General features: G+C 68.0%; 14 protein-coding genes. 7 read left to right on the top strand and 7 right to left on the bottom strand.

Annotation, left to right across the window (positions count from 1 at the left end; all coding sequences use genetic code 11):
• Positions 1-103: 103 nt before the first annotated feature.
• The 7 genes from U0R18_RS18665 (at position 104) to U0R18_RS18635 (ending at position 9,057) form a co-directional block, all read left to right on the top strand.
• Positions 104-2,095, top strand: a complete 1,992-nt coding sequence (locus U0R18_RS18665) for a glycoside hydrolase family 15 protein (RefSeq protein WP_526371154.1) — start codon at positions 104-106, stop codon at positions 2,093-2,095.
• Positions 2,096-2,354: 259 nt separating this feature from the next.
• Entirely contained in the window at positions 2,355-3,107 is a 753-nt protein-coding gene (locus U0R18_RS18660) for a GntR family transcriptional regulator (RefSeq protein WP_526371152.1), read from the top strand.
• Entirely contained in the window at positions 3,104-3,331 is a 228-nt protein-coding gene (locus U0R18_RS18655) for a 4Fe-4S dicluster domain-containing protein (protein WP_526371150.1), read from the top strand. Before U0R18_RS18660 ends, U0R18_RS18655 begins: the two co-directional genes overlap by 4 nt.
• A 14-nt stretch (positions 3,332-3,345) precedes the next feature.
• Positions 3,346-4,764: an ABC transporter substrate-binding protein gene (locus U0R18_RS18650; protein WP_526371148.1), complete on the top strand. Its 1,419-nt coding sequence runs from the start codon at positions 3,346-3,348 to the stop codon at positions 4,762-4,764.
• A gap of 26 nt (positions 4,765-4,790) precedes the next feature.
• The gene (locus U0R18_RS18645; RefSeq protein WP_526371274.1) at positions 4,791-5,618 is read left to right on the top strand and encodes an ABC transporter permease; all 828 of its coding nucleotides are present in this window, start codon (positions 4,791-4,793) and stop codon (positions 5,616-5,618) included.
• Complete coding sequence (locus U0R18_RS18640) at positions 5,615-6,364, top strand: ABC transporter ATP-binding protein (RefSeq protein WP_526371146.1); 750 nt, start codon at positions 5,615-5,617, stop codon at positions 6,362-6,364. Before U0R18_RS18645 ends, U0R18_RS18640 begins: the two co-directional genes overlap by 4 nt.
• Positions 6,364-9,057, top strand: coding sequence for a fumarate reductase/succinate dehydrogenase flavoprotein subunit (locus U0R18_RS18635; protein ID WP_526371144.1), 2,694 nt, complete (start codon positions 6,364-6,366; stop codon positions 9,055-9,057). The genes U0R18_RS18640 and U0R18_RS18635 overlap by 1 nt, the downstream gene beginning before the upstream one ends.
• Here the strand turns inward: U0R18_RS18635 and U0R18_RS18630 are convergent, their stop codons facing one another.
• The 7 genes from U0R18_RS18630 to stf0 all read right to left on the bottom strand — a co-directional run bounded on the left by U0R18_RS18630 (position 9,058) and on the right by stf0 (position 17,876).
• Positions 9,058-10,521, bottom strand: a complete 1,464-nt coding sequence (locus tag U0R18_RS18630) for an amino acid transporter (RefSeq protein WP_526371142.1) — start codon at positions 10,519-10,521, stop codon at positions 9,058-9,060.
• A 107-nt stretch (positions 10,522-10,628) separates the two neighbouring features.
• Complete coding sequence (locus tag U0R18_RS18625; RefSeq protein WP_526371140.1) at positions 10,629-11,831, bottom strand: acyl-CoA dehydrogenase family protein; 1,203 nt, start codon at positions 11,829-11,831, stop codon at positions 10,629-10,631.
• 15 nt (positions 11,832-11,846) lie between these two features.
• On the bottom strand, positions 11,847-12,863 hold the full coding sequence (locus U0R18_RS18620; protein WP_526371138.1) for an LLM class flavin-dependent oxidoreductase: 1,017 nt from the start codon (positions 12,861-12,863) through the stop codon (positions 11,847-11,849).
• Positions 12,860-14,215, bottom strand: a complete 1,356-nt coding sequence (locus U0R18_RS18615) for a glutamine synthetase family protein (RefSeq protein ID WP_526371136.1) — start codon at positions 14,213-14,215, stop codon at positions 12,860-12,862. The genes U0R18_RS18620 and U0R18_RS18615 overlap by 4 nt, the downstream gene beginning before the upstream one ends.
• Positions 14,216-14,275: 60 nt before the next feature.
• Positions 14,276-16,147 carry a sulfate adenylyltransferase subunit CysN gene (gene cysN, locus U0R18_RS18610; protein ID WP_526371134.1) on the bottom strand — a complete coding sequence of 624 codons (1,872 nt, stop codon included), beginning with the start codon at positions 16,145-16,147 and terminating at the stop codon, positions 14,276-14,278.
• Positions 16,147-17,064 (bottom strand): sulfate adenylyltransferase subunit CysD, encoded by a 918-nt coding sequence (cysD, locus tag U0R18_RS18605; protein ID WP_526371271.1) that lies wholly within the window; start codon positions 17,062-17,064, stop codon positions 16,147-16,149. Before cysD ends, cysN begins: the two co-directional genes overlap by 1 nt.
• A gap of 8 nt (positions 17,065-17,072) precedes the next feature.
• Positions 17,073-17,876, bottom strand: a complete 804-nt coding sequence (gene stf0, locus U0R18_RS18600; protein ID WP_526371132.1) for a trehalose 2-sulfotransferase — start codon at positions 17,874-17,876, stop codon at positions 17,073-17,075.
• Between the last annotated feature and the right edge of the window lie 7 nt (positions 17,877-17,883).

The raw sequence follows: 17,883 nt of genomic DNA, 5'->3' as shown, positions 1-17,883 counted from the left end.
CGAGATCCACTCGACGTTCGTGTCGGTGCCGGCTGAGCAGATCCCGGGGAGCGCTCCGCCGATTCCGCTGGCGCGCCCCGTGTCACCGGCAGATGATGTCCGGATGACCACAGACGCCCTGAACGGGGAACTGCCCGAGACCGCGCCGCTGATCAGCAGTGCACCCGCGGCGCACACCTCCGACGGGCCACTGCGCAACCCGTTCCCGCCGATCGCCGACTACGGCTTCCTGTCGGATTGCGAGAACACCTGTCTGATCTCATCGAGCGGGTCGGTGGAGTGGCTCTGCGTCCCCCGGCCCGATTCCCCCAGCGTGTTCGGCGCCATCCTCGACCGCGGAGCAGGGCATTTCCGGCTGGCGCCCTACGGGGTGTCGGTCCCCTCGGCCCGCCGCTACCTCCCCGGCAGCCTGATCCTGGAGACCACCTGGCAGACGCACACCGGCTGGCTGGTGGTCCGCGAGGCCCTGGTGATGGGCCCGTGGCACGACCTGGAGGCCCGGTCGCGCACCCACCGGCGCACCCCGATGGACTGGGACGCCGAGCACATCCTGCTGCGCACCGTGCGCTGTGTGTCGGGCACGGTCGAGTTGGTGATGAACTGCGAGCCGTCGTTCGACTACCACCGCATCCCGGCCACCTGGGAGTACTCGGCGCAGGCGTACGGCGAGGCCATTGCGCGGGCGTCGCGCAATCCCGATGCGCATCCGACGCTGCGGCTCACCACCAATCTGCGCCTCGGCCTCGAGGGCCACGAGGCCCGCGCCCGCACCCGGATGACCGAGGGCGACACGGTGTTCGTCGCGCTGAGCTGGTCCAAACACCCGGCGCCGCAGACCTTCGACGAGGCCGCCGACAAGATGTGGAAGACCAGCGAGAGCTGGCGGCAGTGGATCAACATCGGTGACTTCCCCGATCATCCGTGGCGGTCCTATCTACAGCGCAGCGCGTTGACGCTCAAGGGCCTGACCTACTCGCCCACCGGCGCACTGCTGGCGGCCAGCACCACGTCGTTGCCGGAAACCCCTCAGGGCGAACGCAATTGGGACTACCGCTATGCGTGGGTGCGCGACTCCACGTTCGCGCTGTGGGGCCTGTACACCCTCGGACTGGATCGCGAGGCCGACGACTTCTTCGCCTTCATCGCCGATGTCTCGGGCGCCAACAACGGTGAGCGGCACCCGCTGCAGGTGATGTACGCCGTCGGCGGCGAACGCAGCCTCGAGGAATCCGAACTGCACCACCTGTCCGGCTACGACTACTCGCGGCCGGTCCGGATCGGCAACGGCGCCTTCAATCAGATGCAGCACGACATCTGGGGAACGATGCTCGATTCGGTGTACCTGCACGCCAAGTCGCGTGAACAGATCCCGGAGAACCTGTGGCCGGTGCTCAAGGAGCAGGTCGAGGAGGCCATCAAACACTGGCGCGAACCCGACCGCGGGATCTGGGAGGTCCGCGGCGAACCACAGCACTTCACGTCGAGCAAGATCATGTGCTGGGTGGCCCTGGACCGCGGCTCCAAACTCGCCGAGGTGCAGGGCGAGAAGTCCTACGCCCAGCAGTGGCACGCCATCGCCGAGGAGATCAAGGACGACATCCTCGCCCACGGCGTCGACGACCGCGGTGTGCTGACCCAGCGGTACGGCGACGACGCGCTGGACGCCTCACTGCTGCTGGCCGTGCTGACCCGGTTCCTGCCGCCCGACGACCCGCGGATCCGGGCGACGGTCATGGCGATCGCCGAGGAACTCACCGAGGACGGGCTGGTCCTGCGCTACCGCGTCCAGGAGACCGACGACGGGTTGTCCGGCGAGGAGGGCACTTTCACCATCTGTTCGTTCTGGCTGGTGTCGGCCCTGGTCGAGATCGGCGAGATCCATCAGGCCCGGCACCTGTGCGAGCGGCTCCTGGGCTTCGCCTCACCGCTGCACCTCTACGCCGAGGAGATCGAGCCGCGCACCGGCCGGCACCTGGGCAACTTCCCGCAGGCGTTCACCCATCTGGCGTTGATCAACGCCGTCGTGCACGTGATCCGTGCCGAGGAGGAGGCCGACAGCTCCGGGGTGTTCCAGCCCGCCAACGCCCCCATGTAGCACCTGCTCCTCTCCCCGCGAGCGGCCGTGTCTGTACACCGACACGCCGCGGTTTGCGTACAAAGGCGGACGCTCGCGGGCCGAATTCGGCTCACCGCGATCACAATTCGCCCGGCGGGCGCCGCGGTGGCGCAATCGCCGCACCCGTCCCGATCTGCCCAGGTCCGCCCGATGGCCGGGCGGCGCAATGCCGCGCGGCGAGATCGCCGGGTCGTTCCGGCGATTCACCGCGGGCAGTTCGCAGACCTAGCGTTTGAGCATGGCCGAAGCCGACTACGCCGCAGCTAGCCCGCTGCGCCGCCCGCGCGCCGACCAGGCCCGGCTGGTCGCAGACGTCCTGCGGCACCAGATCCACTCGGGGGGCTATCCGGACGGCCTGCCCGCCGAGGCCGAACTGGCGGCCGAATTCGCCGTCTCGCGCAACGCGATACGCGAGGCGCTGTCGACGCTGAAGGATGAGGGTCTGATCGGCCGCGCCACCAAGGTCGGCACCCACGTCGCCGTCCGCAAGTACGACCACGGCCTGGATGCACTGGTCGGCCTCAAGGACACCTTCAAGGACTACGGCGAGGTCCGCAATCAGGTGCGCGCGGCCATCACCGTCGCCGCTCCACCGTCGGTGGCCAGCCGGCTGAACCTGGCGCCCGGTGACCCCGTCGTCTTCGTCGAACGCCTGCGCTATCTCGGAGACCTGCCGCTGAGTCTGGACATGACCTACCTGTCATCCGACATCGGCGCCCGGGTGCTCGAACATTCGCTGGAGAGCAACGACGTATTCAGTCTCATCGAGCACGTCACCGCGCAGCGGCTCGGTGCGGCGGCGCTGGCCGTTGAAGCGGTCAGCGCCGATCCGCACACCGCGGCGATCCTGCAGGTGCCCCATAGTGCCGCGGTCCTGCTCCTGGAGCGTCTCACTCATCTGGACGACGGCCGTCCGGTCGATCTCGAATACATCCGAATGCGTGGGGACCGAATCACCCTGCGCGGCAACATTTCGAGGGGAGACACATGACCCTGGTCAACAACCGCGTGGACGTGCCCGTCACGATCGACGAGTCGCTGTGCATCGACGGCTGCACCCTGTGCGTCGACGTCTGTCCGCTGGATTCCCTGGCCATCAACCCGGCCAACGGCAAGGCCTTCATGCATGTCGACGAGTGCTGGTACTGCGGCCCGTGCGCCGTCCGATGCCCCACCGGCGCCGTGACCGTCAACATGCCCTATCTGCTCCGCTGAAAAGAAGGACGTCCATGAAGAAACCGCTCGCCATCCTGCTCGCCGGAGCCACCGTGGCCGCCGCCGGCTGCTCGCTGGATTCCGAACCGAAGGCCGACGGCCAGGTCGACGTGGTGGTCGGCTACCAGTCCAAGACCATCAACACCGTGACCGCCGGAACACTGCTGCGCGCCAAGGGATTCCTGGAGAACCGGCTGGCCGACATCACCAAGCGGACCAACACCAAGTACAACGTCACCTGGCCGGATTACGACACCGGTGCACCGATCACCGCGCAGATGGTCGCCGAGAAGATCGACATCGGCTCGATGGGTGACTACCCGCTGCTGATCAACGGCTCGAAGACACAGGCCAACCCGCGCGCCAGGACGGAACTGGTGTCGATCACCGGCTACAACCCCAGGGGCGGCCTCAACATGGTTGTGGTGCCGCCCGGTTCACCGGCCAGAACACTGACCGATCTGCGCGGACAGAAGATCTCTGCCAGTGTCGGATCGGCCGGACACGGCACCCTGGTGCAGGCACTGTCCCGCGCCGGCATCGATCCCACGAGCGGCGTCGAGGTGCTCAACCAGCAGCCACAGGTGGGCGCCTCGGCACTGGAATCCGGTCAGGCCCAAGCCCTCTCACAATTCGTGGCATGGCCGGGACTGCTGGTGTTCCAGAACAAGGCGAATCTACTCTACGACGGTGCGGAGCTGAACGTACCGACCTTCCACGGCGTGGTGGTGCGCCGCGACTACGCCGGTCAGCATCCGGAGGTGCTCGACGCCTTCCTGCAGGCGCAGTTGGACGCCAACCAGTTCCTGCACGACAAACCCCTGGAGGCGGCGCAGCTCGTCGCCGAAGGCAGCGGGCTGCCCGAGGAAGTCGTCTATCTCTACAACGGGCCCGGTGGGACGTCATTCGACCCCACCGTCAAACCGTCCCTGGTGACGGCGTTCAAAGGTGATGTGCCGTACCTGAAGTCGATCGGCGACTTCGCCGATCTCGACATCGACGGCTTCGTCTCCGACACCGCCCTGCGCAAGGCGTACGCCGATCGAGGCCTGAACTATGAGCAGGCACTCAACGCGACCGCCAACCCGTTGCCGATCGGCGGGCAGGATCCCGTGTGCAACACCGCGGTCACCGACGCGGCCACCGCCGGCGAGCTCTGGATCGACGGCCGTGCCTCGACCCAGCCGGCCGCCAACCCGAATTGCCTGCTCAAGGCCATCCGCGAAGCCACTGCGCACGGCCAGAAGGTCCGCGCCGCCTACGTTTCCGACGCGGAACTGGGCACCCGCTGGTTCGCCGACCACGCCGTGTGGGTCCAGGACGGCCCGAACTACCTGCCGTTCGGCACGCCGGCCGGCGCACAGCGATACTCGAGCGCACACCCCGGGGCCGTCGCCGTCGACTATCAGCAAGCGCTGGCGGGTGCGGTGTGACCGCCCCGGCAGCGGCCCTGGACGCGGTGGCACCGCGGCTCACCGATGCCGCCGCCATCCCTCGGCGAACGCGGCGTCCGTCGTGGGCCTGGGCGGTTCGAACTGTCTCCGTTCTCGCCGCCGTCGCACTCTGGCAGGTGTTGACCGCCAACGACATCCGGCTCTGGCTGCGGTTCGACACACTCCCCACCGTCAGCGAGATCGTCGCGGCGTTCACGCACCAGCTCGGCACCCAGCAGTACTGGCTGGACCTCGGGCAGTCACTGATCCGCATCCTGACCGGTTTCGCGCTGGCGGCGATCGCCGGTGTGGTGACCGGCATCCTGCTCGGCCGTTCGCCGTTGTTCGCCAACATCTTCGGGCCGTTGACCGAATTGGCCCGGCCCATCCCGGCCATCGCCATCGTCCCCGTCGCCATCCTGCTGTTCCCCACGGACGAGGCCGGCATCGTGTTCATCACCTTCCTGGCGGCGTTCTTCCCGATCATGGTCAGCACCCGGCACGCGGTCCGGGCGCTACCCACCCTGTGGGAGGACTCGGTGCGCACGCTCGGTGGCAGCCGGTGGGACGTCCTGGTCCGCGTGGTACTTCCGGGCGTCCTGCCCGGTGTGTTCGGCGGACTGTCCGTCGGCATCGGTGTTGCCTGGATCTGCGTGATCTCCGCCGAGATGATCTCGGGACGACTGGGCGTCGGGTACCGGACCTGGCAGGCGTACACCGTGCTGGCCTATCCCGAAGTGTTCGTGGGCATCATCACCATCGGTGTGCTCGGATTCCTGACGTCCGCCGCGGTGGAACTGGTCGGCCGCCGCGTCACCCGCTGGCTGCCCCGGGGTGGGGAGAGCAATCGATGACGGCGACCGGCATGGGCCTACAACTGCACGACGTCACGCTGTCCTACGGCGGCCCAGCCGTCGTGCGCGACCTGAACCTGACCGTGACCCCGGGTGAGATCCTGGTGCTCACCGGACCGTCGGGCTGCGGGAAATCGACGGTACTGCGCGCCGTGGCGGGACTCCTCCATCCCGACGCGGGAACGATCACCGCCGACGGCAGCCCTGTCACCACCACCTCGCGCGACCGTGCCGTTGTCTTCCAGGACAACGCGCTGTTGCCCTGGCGCACAGTGCAATCCAATATCGAACTGGCCCTGAAGCTTTCCGGGCAGCCACGCTCCGGACGACGTGAACGGGCGCGCCGCTGGGTGGCCGACGTCGGGCTCGCGGAGTTCGCGGACTATCTGCCCAAGAGCCTGTCCGGCGGTATGCGTCAACGGGTGCAGCTGGCCCGGGGCCTGGCCGGCGCGCCGCGGGCGGTTCTGATGGACGAACCGTTCGGCGCTCTGGACGCCCAGACGCGAGGCACCATGCAGCGACTCCTGATCGACACCTGGCGGGCGCACCCCACCACGGTGGTGTTCGTCACCCATGACGTCGACGAGGCGCTGCTCATCGGTGACCGGGTCGCGGTGCTCGGCCGTGCGGGCCAGCCGCTGCGGGCCGTGCTGGAGGTGCCGGACCCCCGCACTCCCGGCGCGGACCGAGCTGCGCTACGCACACAAGTCTTTGCCGCCCTGGACCATTCGGAGTTGGTGCACTGATGGAGATTCCCGCAATCACGGACGCCATCCGGCTGGACTGTGACGTCCTGGTTATCGGGGGCGGCACCGCCGGCACCATGGCCGCGCTGACCGCGGCGGAGAACGGCGCCCAGGTCCTGCTGCTGGAGAAGGCGCACGTGCGCCATTCAGGCGCCCTGGCAATGGGAATGGACGGCGTCAACAACGCCGTCATTCCCGGTAAGGCCGAGCCCGAGGACTACGTCGCCGAGATCACCCGCGCCAATGACGGAATCGTCAACCAGCGCACGGTGTATCAGACCGCCACGCGTGGTTTCGCGATGGTGCAGCGACTCGAACGTTACGGCGTGAAGTTCGAGAAGGACGAACACGGCGAGTACGCCGTGCGCCAGGTCCACCGGTCGGGCTCCTACGTCCTGCCGATGCCGGAGGGCAAGGACGTCAAGAAGGCGCTCTACCGGGTGTTGAGGCAGCGCAGCATGCGGGAGAAGATCCGCATCGAGAACCGCTTCATGCCGGTGCGCGTGCTGACCTCGCAGGGCCGCGCCGTGGGTGCGGTCGCCTTCAACAGCAGGACCGGGGAATTCGTCATCGTCGGCGCCAAGGCCGTCATCCTGGCCACCGGTCCGTGCGGCCGCCTCGGACTACCGGCGTCGGGATATCTGTATGGGACGTACGAGAATCCGACCAATGCCGGCGACGGCTACTCGATGGCCTACCACGCGGGCGCCGAACTGTCGGGCATCGAATGCTTCCAGATCAATCCGCTGATCAAGGACTACAACGGTCCGGCGTGCGCCTATGTGGCCAACCCGTTCGGCGGCTATCAGGTGAACGCCCTCGGCGAGCGGTTCGTCGACTCCGACTACTGGTCGGGCCAGATGATGGCCGAGGTGAAGACGGAGATCGAATCGGCGCGTGGGCCGATCTACCTCAAGGTAACCCATCTGCCCGATGAGACGCTGACGTCGCTGGAGAACATCCTGCACACCACCGAGCGCCCGACCCGCGGCACCTTCCACGCCAATCGCGGACACGACTACCGCACCCACGACATCGAGATGCACATCTCCGAGATCGGTTTGTGCAGCGGGCATTCCGCATCCGGAGTGTGGGTGGACGAACATGCGCGGACCACCGTGCCGGGCCTCTACGCGGCCGGCGACCTGGCGTGCGTGCCGCACAACTATATGATCGGCGCGTTCGTCTACGGTGAGCTGGCCGGCGAACACGCGGCCGGCATCTCCGCCGATCTGCCAGCCCCGCAACACCTCCCAGCGAATCAGATCGCCGATGCGCATGAGCTGATCTACCGGGCGGCCCGGCAACCCGACGGTCCCCCGCAGCCGCAGGTCGAGTACAAGCTGCGCCGGTTCGTCAACGACTACGTGGCGCCGCCGAAGACCGCGACCAAACTGTCGCTGGCCGTGCAGTCATTCGAACGCATGCGTGCGGAGGTCGCCGCCATCGGGGCACGCACCCCGCACGAATTGATGCGGGCGGTCGAAGTGTCGTTCATCCGGGACTGCGCGGAGATGGCCTCGCGGTCGTCACTGACCCGTGACGAATCTCGTTGGGGGCTCTACCACGACCGTTCCGACGCCCCGGAGCGCGACGACGAAGGCTGGCGCTACCACCTGAACCTGCGCAAGGCCGCCGACGGGTCGATGGAGTTCCGGAAGCGTCCGGTGGCACCGTATTTCGTACCGGTACCCGAACTCGACGGACTGCCCAGCGGTGAGACCGAGCCGATACCCGTCGCCCAGCCGGAGCTGATCGAGTCGCATGCGCCGGCCACCGAGCGATCTCGCATTCGCGAGGCGACCCAGCCGCCGTCGCCGCGCATTGCCGCCGTACTGGGTCTGGAGTCCCCCACCCTCGACGACCTCGCCGCCTTCCTGGCCGACGACGACCCCGGCGTGCGTCGAACCGCGGTGAACACACTGACCGAACATCTGCCGGACGGATATTCCGCCGCCCTGGTGCCCGCGCTGGGCGATCCGGATGTCACGGTTCGGCGGGAGGCCGCCAGCGGATTGCGCGAGCTCGTGGAGGTGATCCCGAATCCCACGGCGACGGCGGCATTCCTGGGATCGACCGACCCGGTGGTCCGCGCGATCGCCGTGTACGTGCTGAGCTTCCGCGGCGCCGGCGATCCGCAGCAGTACCGCGCCGCGCTGACCGACGACGATCACCACGTCCGCATCGAAGCCGTCCGCGCGCTGGTGTCGGTGGACGACGTGGCCGGCGTGGAACAGGCCGGGTCGGACGCCAACCGTGAGGTCCGGATCGCCGCGGCCAATGGCCTGGCCACTCTGGGTGGCGGCGGCGACGTCGTGCGCGCATTGCTCGCCGACCGCGATCCGTTGGTCCGGGCCGCCGCCCTGGCCGCACTGGCCTCCGTGGGTTACACCGACTCCGATGCGACCGCGATGCAACGAGCGCTGACCGACAACGCGTGGCAGATCCGTCAGGGCGCGGCCCGGGGAATGGCGGGCGCACCGGCCGATATCGCCGTGCCGGCGTTGAGCGGAGCGATCACCGATCCGCACCTGGATGTCCGCAAGGCTGCCGTATTGAGCCTGACCCGTTGGGCGGCAGCCCAATCCGGTGCCCGCGATGCGCTGAGCACCGCCCTGGACGACGGTGACGCCGATGTTCGGGCCTACGCGCGGCACGCGCTGACCCCCACTTCTCACGTCGCGAGCGGCTGACTACTCCAGCACGACGTGGGGGCGGCGCGCCGCGATGCCGGCTCCCACTGCGAACACCGCCACCAACAACACGACAACTCCGATGGCGATCGGCGTCGAATTGCCGACCAGGCCGGGCAGGTTCTTCAGGATCAGCGCGAAGGAGAAGACCAGACCGACCAGGCCGAGACCGGGCGCGACGAACGCCCGCCAGGCCGAAACCTCGAGGTCGCCGGCCCGTCTCCGGCGCGCGAAGAACACCAGCACCGCGACCGTCGTCGCGATCAGCAGGATCACGATGCCGACCGTGGAGATGCCGGCCAGCCAGGTGTAGAACTGCGTCACCGGGTCGATCCCGATCAGCGCGGCCACGACGATGAACACCGCCACCACGATCGAGTCCGCCCCGGACGCCAGGTGCGGGGATCCGTGGTTGGCGTGCGCCTCCCCGAGTCGACCGGGGAAGACCTGGCGGTTGGACAGGGTGAAGACGTACCGGGCGACGATGTTGTGGAACGACAGGATGCAGGCGAAAAGGCTTGTCACGAACAGCACCTGGACGATATGCAGACCTACCAGCCCGAGGTACTGCTCGGTGGCGCCGGGCAGCAGGCCGGACGGATCGGCGACCGCCTTGTCGACCACCTGGCTCTCACCCCACGCGGTGATCAGCGCCCACGTCGAAACCGTGTAGAACACGCCGATCAGGATCACCGACAGGTACGTGGCCCGCGGGATGGTGCGCAGCGGATTGCGAGCCTCGTCGCGAAAGACGGCGGTGGCCTCGAATCCGATGAAGCTGAGGATCGCGAACAGCAGGGCGATTCCGGGTGCGCCCGACACGATCTGCGCCGGGTGCAGGAATCCGGTCGAGAGCCCCTCGTGTCCGCCGGTGAACACGACGGCGGCGTCCAGCGCCAGGACGATCGCGACCTCGGCGATCAGCAGGACGCCGAGCACGTTGCGCGACAGGTCGATGTTGAAGTGGCCCAGGGAGGTCACGATCGCAAACGCGGCCAACGCCCAGACTCCCCAGTGGATCTGGGGCAGGCCGTAGGAGGCGAACAACGCCTGAGCGCCCTGGCCGATCAGGCCGTAGACGGCGATCTCCAGAGCCAGGTAGGAAATCAGCGCGACGAATGCGAACCCGAAACCGGTCACCCGGCCCAGGCCCTTGCCGATGTAGGAGTAGAACGCGCCGGCATCCGGCACGTACGGCGTCAGCGCGGTGAATCCGACCGCGAACAGCAGGATGATCACGGTGCTGACGACGAAGATGGCGGGGAACCCGACGCCGTTGCCGCCGGCGATACCCAGGGGCACCGGACCGCCGATGACGCCGAGCGGCGACGCCGCGGCCACCACCAGGAACACGATCCCCCAGACTCCCAGGGTGCCGCGCAGTTTGCGGTGCGGGCGATCCACGGCCACCGTGTCACCCGCGACCGGCGCTACGCCGGAGGCCTCATCGATCTGATTCGACATGCTCATCTCCCTGCTGTTCTCCTGCGACGCAGGAAGTTTGATTGCCCGAACGGTAGGACCGCGTCGTGATCGCGGAAATGGTTGCGCTCAGCGCGATTGCAGATGACTCAGAAATACCCGCTGGCCGGCGGCGGAGTGTCGTTTACGACGTAGTCGCCGACGGCGTGCGCCTTGTAGTCCAGCGGGCTGTGGCTGCCGATGGCACGGGCATTGCGCCAGTGCCGGTCGAGGTTCAGCTTGCGCGCGGTGGCCGACGCTCCTCCGGTGTCGAAGAGTCGTTCGGCCGCGGCGATGGTCAACCGTTCGGTCACCAGCTGGGCCTGCGCGACAGTGACAGCGGCCTGTGCCACCGCGTCGGCATCCAGCTGGGAATTGCTGTCCACCAACGCATCCAAGGCATCGGCGGCAGCCAGCACCAGCGTTTCGGCGGCCGTCGCCGATGCGGTGATCTCCCCGACGGCACGCAACACGAACGGGTCCTGCGCGGCCTTCTCGGCCAGCGAATGCGCGGCGGGCCGCGCCCGGTGCCGGACGAAGTCGACCGCGTCGTTGCACACCGCGGCGGCGATGCCGGCCGTCACCGCGGCCAGATACAGCTGCAGGAACGCGGTGCCGTGGCCCAGGAACATGCCGCTGCTCACCGTGGTCACCTCATCGGGATGCACAACCACATCGGTGAACCGACTGGTTCCCGTGGCCGTGGTGCGCTGACCGAAACCATCCCAGTCGTCGAGCAATTCGACACCGGCACGGTCGGTGGGCACGATCACCTGCAGATCATTTCCGGCCGCATCGACGGCCGATACCGCAACCACATCGGTGAACAGCGTTCCGGTGGAATAGAACTTCACGCCGTTGAGCCGCAACACACCGTCGGCGTCGGCCAGCACCGTGGTCGCGCCGCTACCGGGCGTGCGTCCGACGCTGTCGGTCACGGCGTTGCCGACCACCAGGCCGACGTTGATCCGCGGGTACCACGTCTGGCGCTCGGTCTCGGTGGCCCGGTTGCTCAGCAGGCGTTCGACGAACCCGAAGTGCGGCCGAAGCGCCTGCGCCACATTGGAGCTACCGCTGGCGATATGGATGACGGCGGTCAGGACATCGCGGACCCGTCCTCCCGGGCCACCGTAGCGGGTGGGGACCCGGATGTTGAGCACCCCGGTCGCCCGCAACGCGCGGATCGCGTCGTACTGCAGCACCCGGTCACGTTCGGCAACGGGATCGCCGGCCCGGAGTTCGTCGACGATGCCGGTGATCGCGGCCAGGCGCTCGGACACCGACAGGCTGTCCACCTGATCGAGAACGGTCATGAAAGCTCCTGACTATCAACGGAATCGGGGGATGATGTGCTCGGCGAAGCGGTGCAGCTCGGCCTCCAGGGGCTGGAACTGGAGCATGAACAGTTCGATCCCGGCATCGTGGAACACCGCGATGCGCTCGGCCACCTGTTCGTGACTGCCCACCAACCCGGCCAGGGTGCCGCCGTTGGAACCGACCCGGCTGGTGTCGGCCAGCACCCGGTACATCTGGGTCTTCGGATCGGTGCCGCCGGAGATCTCCGGTCGCCGTTCGGCGTCCACCAGCGACTGCAGGTGCCGCAGTTCGGCCAAGGCCTCCTCCTCGGTGTCCCGGGCGATGACGAACGCCGACAGCCCGAACCGCAGCGGGACGCCGTCGCGGGGACGGGAGCGCAGATCGTCGATGACATCCACGACGTCACCGAACGGGCGGCCGTTGATGAAGAACACATCCGCGGTCGCGGCGGCCAGCGCGCGGCCGGGCTCGGATTCACCACCCACATAGACGGGCGGCACTACCGCGGGAGCCGGGCGCACCAGGGCGGGCTGACGGTCACCGCCACCGATGGTCACCGGCTTTCCCGCCCACAGCGCGGTCACGGTCTGCAGCCACTGCCGGGTGTGGACGTAGCGGTCGTCGTGCTCGGGCACCTCGATACCGAGTGCCTCCAACTCGGGCAGGAACCAGCCGGACACCACGTTGATCGACAGCCGGCCCTCCGCGATCTCAGCGATGTTGCCCGCCAGCTTGGCGAACACCAGCGGATTGAACAGCAGCGGCTTGATCGCGCCGATCAGTTCGATCCGCGAGGTGGCTTCGGCCAGACCGGCCAGCGTGGACCAGGTTTCGAGGACATCGTCCTCGACGGCGCTGGGGTGCACGACGTGCTGGGCCACCAGGGTGGAGTCGAACCCGGCGGCCTCGGCGGTGACGATCAGATCGCGGGTGCGCCGATAGCTCGCGTCGGGCGCGTCCTCGGGATGATCCCGGGCGCCGTGGTTGCCGTAGACGGGCGCCCAGACCCCGAATCGCGGGCCGGTCATGATCGGGTCAGGTAGCGGTCGCGCTCCCAGTCACTGACGTGGCCGATGTACTGCAGCCATTCACTGCGGGCCAGCGCGGCGAAGTCGTGTACCGAGTCGGCGCCCAGGATCTCCAGGATGGTGTCGTCCTGGGTGGCCAGGGCCACCGCGGTGCCCAGCGAATCCGGCAGCGGCGCACCCTTTCCGTAGAGGTTGCCGGTGGCGGCCTGCGGCGGCTGTCGGCCGGCTTCCAGGCCCGCGATGACGGCGGCCAGTGCCGACGCGATCAGCCAGTACGGGTTGGAATCGGATGCCCCCGAGCGCAATTCGATACGCGACGCTTCCGGTGTCTCCTCGACCAGTGAGCGGATCGCGGCGCTGCGATTGTCGCGGCTCCAGTTGACGGTGTCGGGAGCGAAGGTGTCCGGGGCGAACCGGCGGTAGGCGTTGACCGACTGCGCGCCGAACAGTGCAATGGAGGGCAGGTGCTCGAGCAGCCCGGCGATCGCATGCAGCGCCACCGGACTCTCGGAGCCGTCGACCGCGGCGAAAGCCGGCCGGCCATCCTGCCAGAGCGAAATGTGCAGGTGCGCCGAACTACCCGAGTGGTTCGAGAACGGCTTGGCCATGAAGCTGGCCAGCTTGCCGTGCCGGCGAGCCACCTCCTTGGCGGCGTACTTCAGTCGGGCACTGTCGTCGGCGGCGGCCAGCGCATCGGTGTACACCAGGTTGGTCTCCACCTGGCCGGGCCCGTACTCGGTCTGGATGCCCTCCAATCGGGTGAAGGCGGCCAATGTTTCGTTCAGTTCACTGATCAACGGCTCGAGCGCGTTGGCGTTCTCCAGCGAATAGGCCTGGATCGCCTCGATGATCGGTGACCCGTCGGCCTCGAGCAGATAGAACTCGAACTCGACCCCGATCTTGGCGGTGTAGCCGAGACCGGCCAGCCGGTCGAGCACCCGGCGCAACACGGCGCGGGGGTCGAGCAGCGACGGAGTTCGGTGGTGCGTGACGACGTCGGAGATGACGTGGCCCACGCCGGGACGCCACGGCAGCGGGGTGAAGGTCGAGAAGTCCGGCACCGCATAGACATCCGGATACCCACCGTCCCAGTTGGTCAGGCGCAGGGAGTCGATGACCGTGCCGTCGGTGTTCCAGCCCAGCGCCGCCTCGCAGAACGCGAATCCGGTTCCGGTGGCCCGCTCGAGGAACTGCGCGGCCGGGATCCGCTTTCCGGCTGCGTGGCCGAACGGATCGCTCCAGGCCACCTCGATCTCGCGCAGCGAACCGTCGGCGATGCCCTGCCGCAGAGCGGCTTCGGCGCCCCGGCCGGCGGTCTCCAGAGCCGTTGCGGACAGCGTTGTTTCCGACATGCCGAGGACCTTAGGTCCGTCGGGCGGACCCGGCCACGGTTGCGGTCAGCGTGAATCGATCTACGCCTGGGCGCGCTTCAGTGCCTCGAGCACCTGGGCCACCAGTTCCTCGATGTCGGCACCCGCGGTGTCGAGAACGAGATCGGCATCATCCGGTGGCTCGTAGGGCGCATCCACCCCGGTGAGTCCCCTCAGCTCCCCGGCGCGCGCCCGCGCGTAAAGCCCCTTGGGATCCCGTCGTTCGCACTCGGCCGCCGCGGTGGCGATGTACACCTCGACGAAGGGCAGCTTGGCGGCCTCGTTGAGCTGCCGGGCGATCTCGCGGTCGGACTTCAGCGGCGAGACCAGGGCAGCCAGTGCCACCACGCCGGAGTCGGCCAGCAATCGGGTGAGATGCCCGACCCGGCGGATGTTCTCGGCCCGGTCGCCGGCGGAGAACCCGAGATCGTCGGACAGGCCGTGCCGCAGGTTGTCGCCGTCGAGCAGGTACGCCACCTGACCCGACTCGACCAGCGCACGTTCGACCGCAACCGCGACGGTGGACTTGCCGGAGGCCGGCAACCCGGTGAACCAGATGGTCGCACCACGCTGTCCCGTCTTGCCCCAGCGATAGTCGCGGTCCAATGACGAGGGATGCCAACGGATGTCGTTGCGGGTGGCCGCACCGGGTTTGACCTCCCGGGCCTCGGCGATGGTGCCCGCGCCCACGGTGTCGTTCGAGGTTTCGTCGATCAGGATGAACGCACCGTTGTCCCGGTTGTCGGTGTAGGTGTCCGCGACGATCACCGAGCTGGTGCGCAGCGTCACCAGCCCGATGTCGTTGAGCGCCAACTCGACCGGGCCGTCGAGATCGTCGAGCGTTTCTGGGTCGAGTCGGGTGTGCAGTGCCTGCACGGTCGCCCGCACGGTCCGGGTGCCCTGCTTGAGCGCGACGCGATCACCCGCTCGCAGCGGGGTCTCGTTGAACCAGCACACCGTGGCGTCCACCTCACGGGCCAGGACCGGTAGCACCGCGTGCTCGGCGGCGCTGACGAACACGTCACCGCGCCCGACGTCGATGTCGTCGGCCAGCTCTATCGACACCGACAGCGGCGCCACCCCGGTGGTCCGGGCATCGTCGAGGGTGTCCAGAGCGGTGACGGTGGACCGGGTACCGGCAGGCAGCGAGACGACCTCGTCCCCGACCCGCAGCGTGCCCGCCGCCAGCCGGCCCGTGTAGCGGCGGCGTTGTTGTGCGGTGGGTCGCGACACCCACTGCACCGGCAGGCGCAGATGTCCGGGTTCTGGCTGGGGTGCCGTCAGTTCGATGGCCTCGAGGTACCCCAGCAGTGTGGGTCCGGTGTACCACGGGGTGTTCTGCGAGCGGTGCACGACATTGTCGCCGAGCTTGGCGGCGATCGGGATCACCGTCAGTTCCGCTTCCGAACCGCTGATGCCGAGCCGGTCGGCCAGCAGCCGCAGTTCGCGCTCCACCTCACCGAACCGCACAGGGTCGAAACCGACCAGGTCGATCTTGTTGACCGTTGCCACAAAGTGTTTGATGCCAAGTAGTTTCGCGATGCGGGCGTGCCGGCGGGTCTGGCGCAGCACCCCGGCACGAGCATCGACGAGCAGAATGGCCACGTGCGCGTTGGACGCGCCGGTGAACATGTTGCGCGTGTAGCGCTCGTGCCCGGGTGTGTCGGCCAGGATGTAGCTGCGGGACTCGGTGGAGAAGAACCGGTATGCCACGTCGATGGTGATGCCCTGTTCGCGTTCGGCCCGCAACCCGTCGGACAGCGCCGCGAGATCGGCGACGCCTTCGTCGTCGGTGACGGCCTCCAGATGATCCAGGGGCAGGCTGTCGGTGTCGTGCAGCAGGCGACCGATCAGCGTGCTCTTGCCGTCGTCCACCGAACCCGCGGTGGCGATGCGCAATAGTTGGCGTGTCATCAGAAGTACCCCTCACGCTTGCGGTCTTCCATCGCGGCCACCGAGGTCCGGTCGTCGGCGCGGGTTTCGCCGCGCTCGGAGACCGTCGCCGCCGAGATCTCGGCGATAACCCCGGCAATGTCGGTTGCCCGCGACCGCACCGCGCCGGTGATGGTCAGATCCCCCACCGTGCGGTAGCGCACCCACTCCACCGCTGAGGCTTCATCACCCTGCGGCACAACGTATTCCGACACCGCCAGCAGGATGCCGTCGCGTTCGAGCACCTCCCGTTCGTGCGCGAAGTAGATCGACGGCAGCTCGAGGCCTTCGAGTTCGATGTAACGCCAGATGTCCAGTTCGGTCCAGTTCGACAGCGGAAAGACCCGGACCTGCTCCCCCTTGCGGATCCGGCCGTTGTACAGCGACCAGGGCTCGGGACGCTGGGCCCGCGGATCCCACTGCCCGAACTCATCACGGAAGCTCAGGATCCGCTCCTTGGCCCGGGCGCGTTCCTCGTCACGTCGCGCTCCGCCGAACGCCGCATCGAAACCGCCGGCCTCCAGGGCATCGAGCAGGGTTCGGGTCTGCTGCCGGTTGCGCGACGCTCCCGGACCCGGATCGGCGACCCGGCCGGCGTCGATGGTCTCCTGCACCGAGCCGACGATGAGCGTGTGCCCCTGCTCACTCACCCGGCGATCCCGGAACGCGATGACCTCGTCGAAGTTGTGCCCGGTGTCGACATGCAGCACCTGGAACGGAAGCGGTGCCGGCCGAAATGCCTTCTCCGCCAACCGGAGCAGGACGATGGAATCCTTACCGGCGGAGAACAACAGCACCGGTTTGGTGAGTTCGGCGACGACCTCGCGGATGATGTGGACGGCTTCGGCTTCCAGCAGCCGCAGCTCATCGACGTGGGTCGAGTCATGGGTGGTGTCCAATGTGGTACTCACACCGGCAGTCCTTCCTTCTCGGCATCGACGCGGTAGCGCTCCACCCATTCGTCGGAGCGCTGATCGGCCTGACGTTCCAACACCGGCGCCGGCGCCAGCCGGCGGTCCTGGCCGATCGCCTCCAGCACATCCCCGACCACCTGGGTCAGGTTGCGCCACAACACCGGATAGGGCACATCGATGTAGTCGACGTCCTCCTCGACGAACCAGGTGCGCCAGCCCTCCTCCTGGTCGCGCAGCATCTTCACGACATGTGCGATGGCACCGGCGTGATACTCCGCACGCGCATCGCGGACCGGGTCCGGACGACCCCGCCAGACCCGGGTCTGAACCGCGCGCCAGAACGACACCGCCTGGGACACCACGTCGGGCCGATAGATGTGCACCAGCACCGGATCGGACCCCACGACGTCGCGGATCGCCGCGAGCAGGCCGTCGCCCGAACGATTCGGCAGATCCTCGGCGCGCTGCAGCAGCAGTGGCGCCTGATTCCACATCAGCTTGCCGCCCCACACCCCGTTGGGCGTCCGCCCGACCGTGCGGATGTAGTCCCGCCAGATCTCGGCGGGCGCAATATCGGGCTTGCCCTCCACCAGCGGATCGAGCAGCCGCAGGATCGACTCGTCGGTCACATCGGCGAACCACTCCCGCGGCTGCGGGGACATCGACGTCTCGGGCAGATACTGGAAGAACTCCTGCGGTTCCCCGGCGACGCCGGTTGCCCGCAGCGATTCCACCAAGAGTGTGCTGCCGCTGCGCTGCGACGCGAGCACCAGATAGGCGGTGGGATTGTCCGGCATGATGGCA

The organism is Mycobacterium sp. (assembly GCF_046330795.1).
Taxonomy (GTDB): domain Bacteria; phylum Actinomycetota; class Actinomycetes; order Mycobacteriales; family Mycobacteriaceae; genus Mycobacterium.
This window is presented reverse-complemented; position numbering and strand designations above follow the sequence as displayed.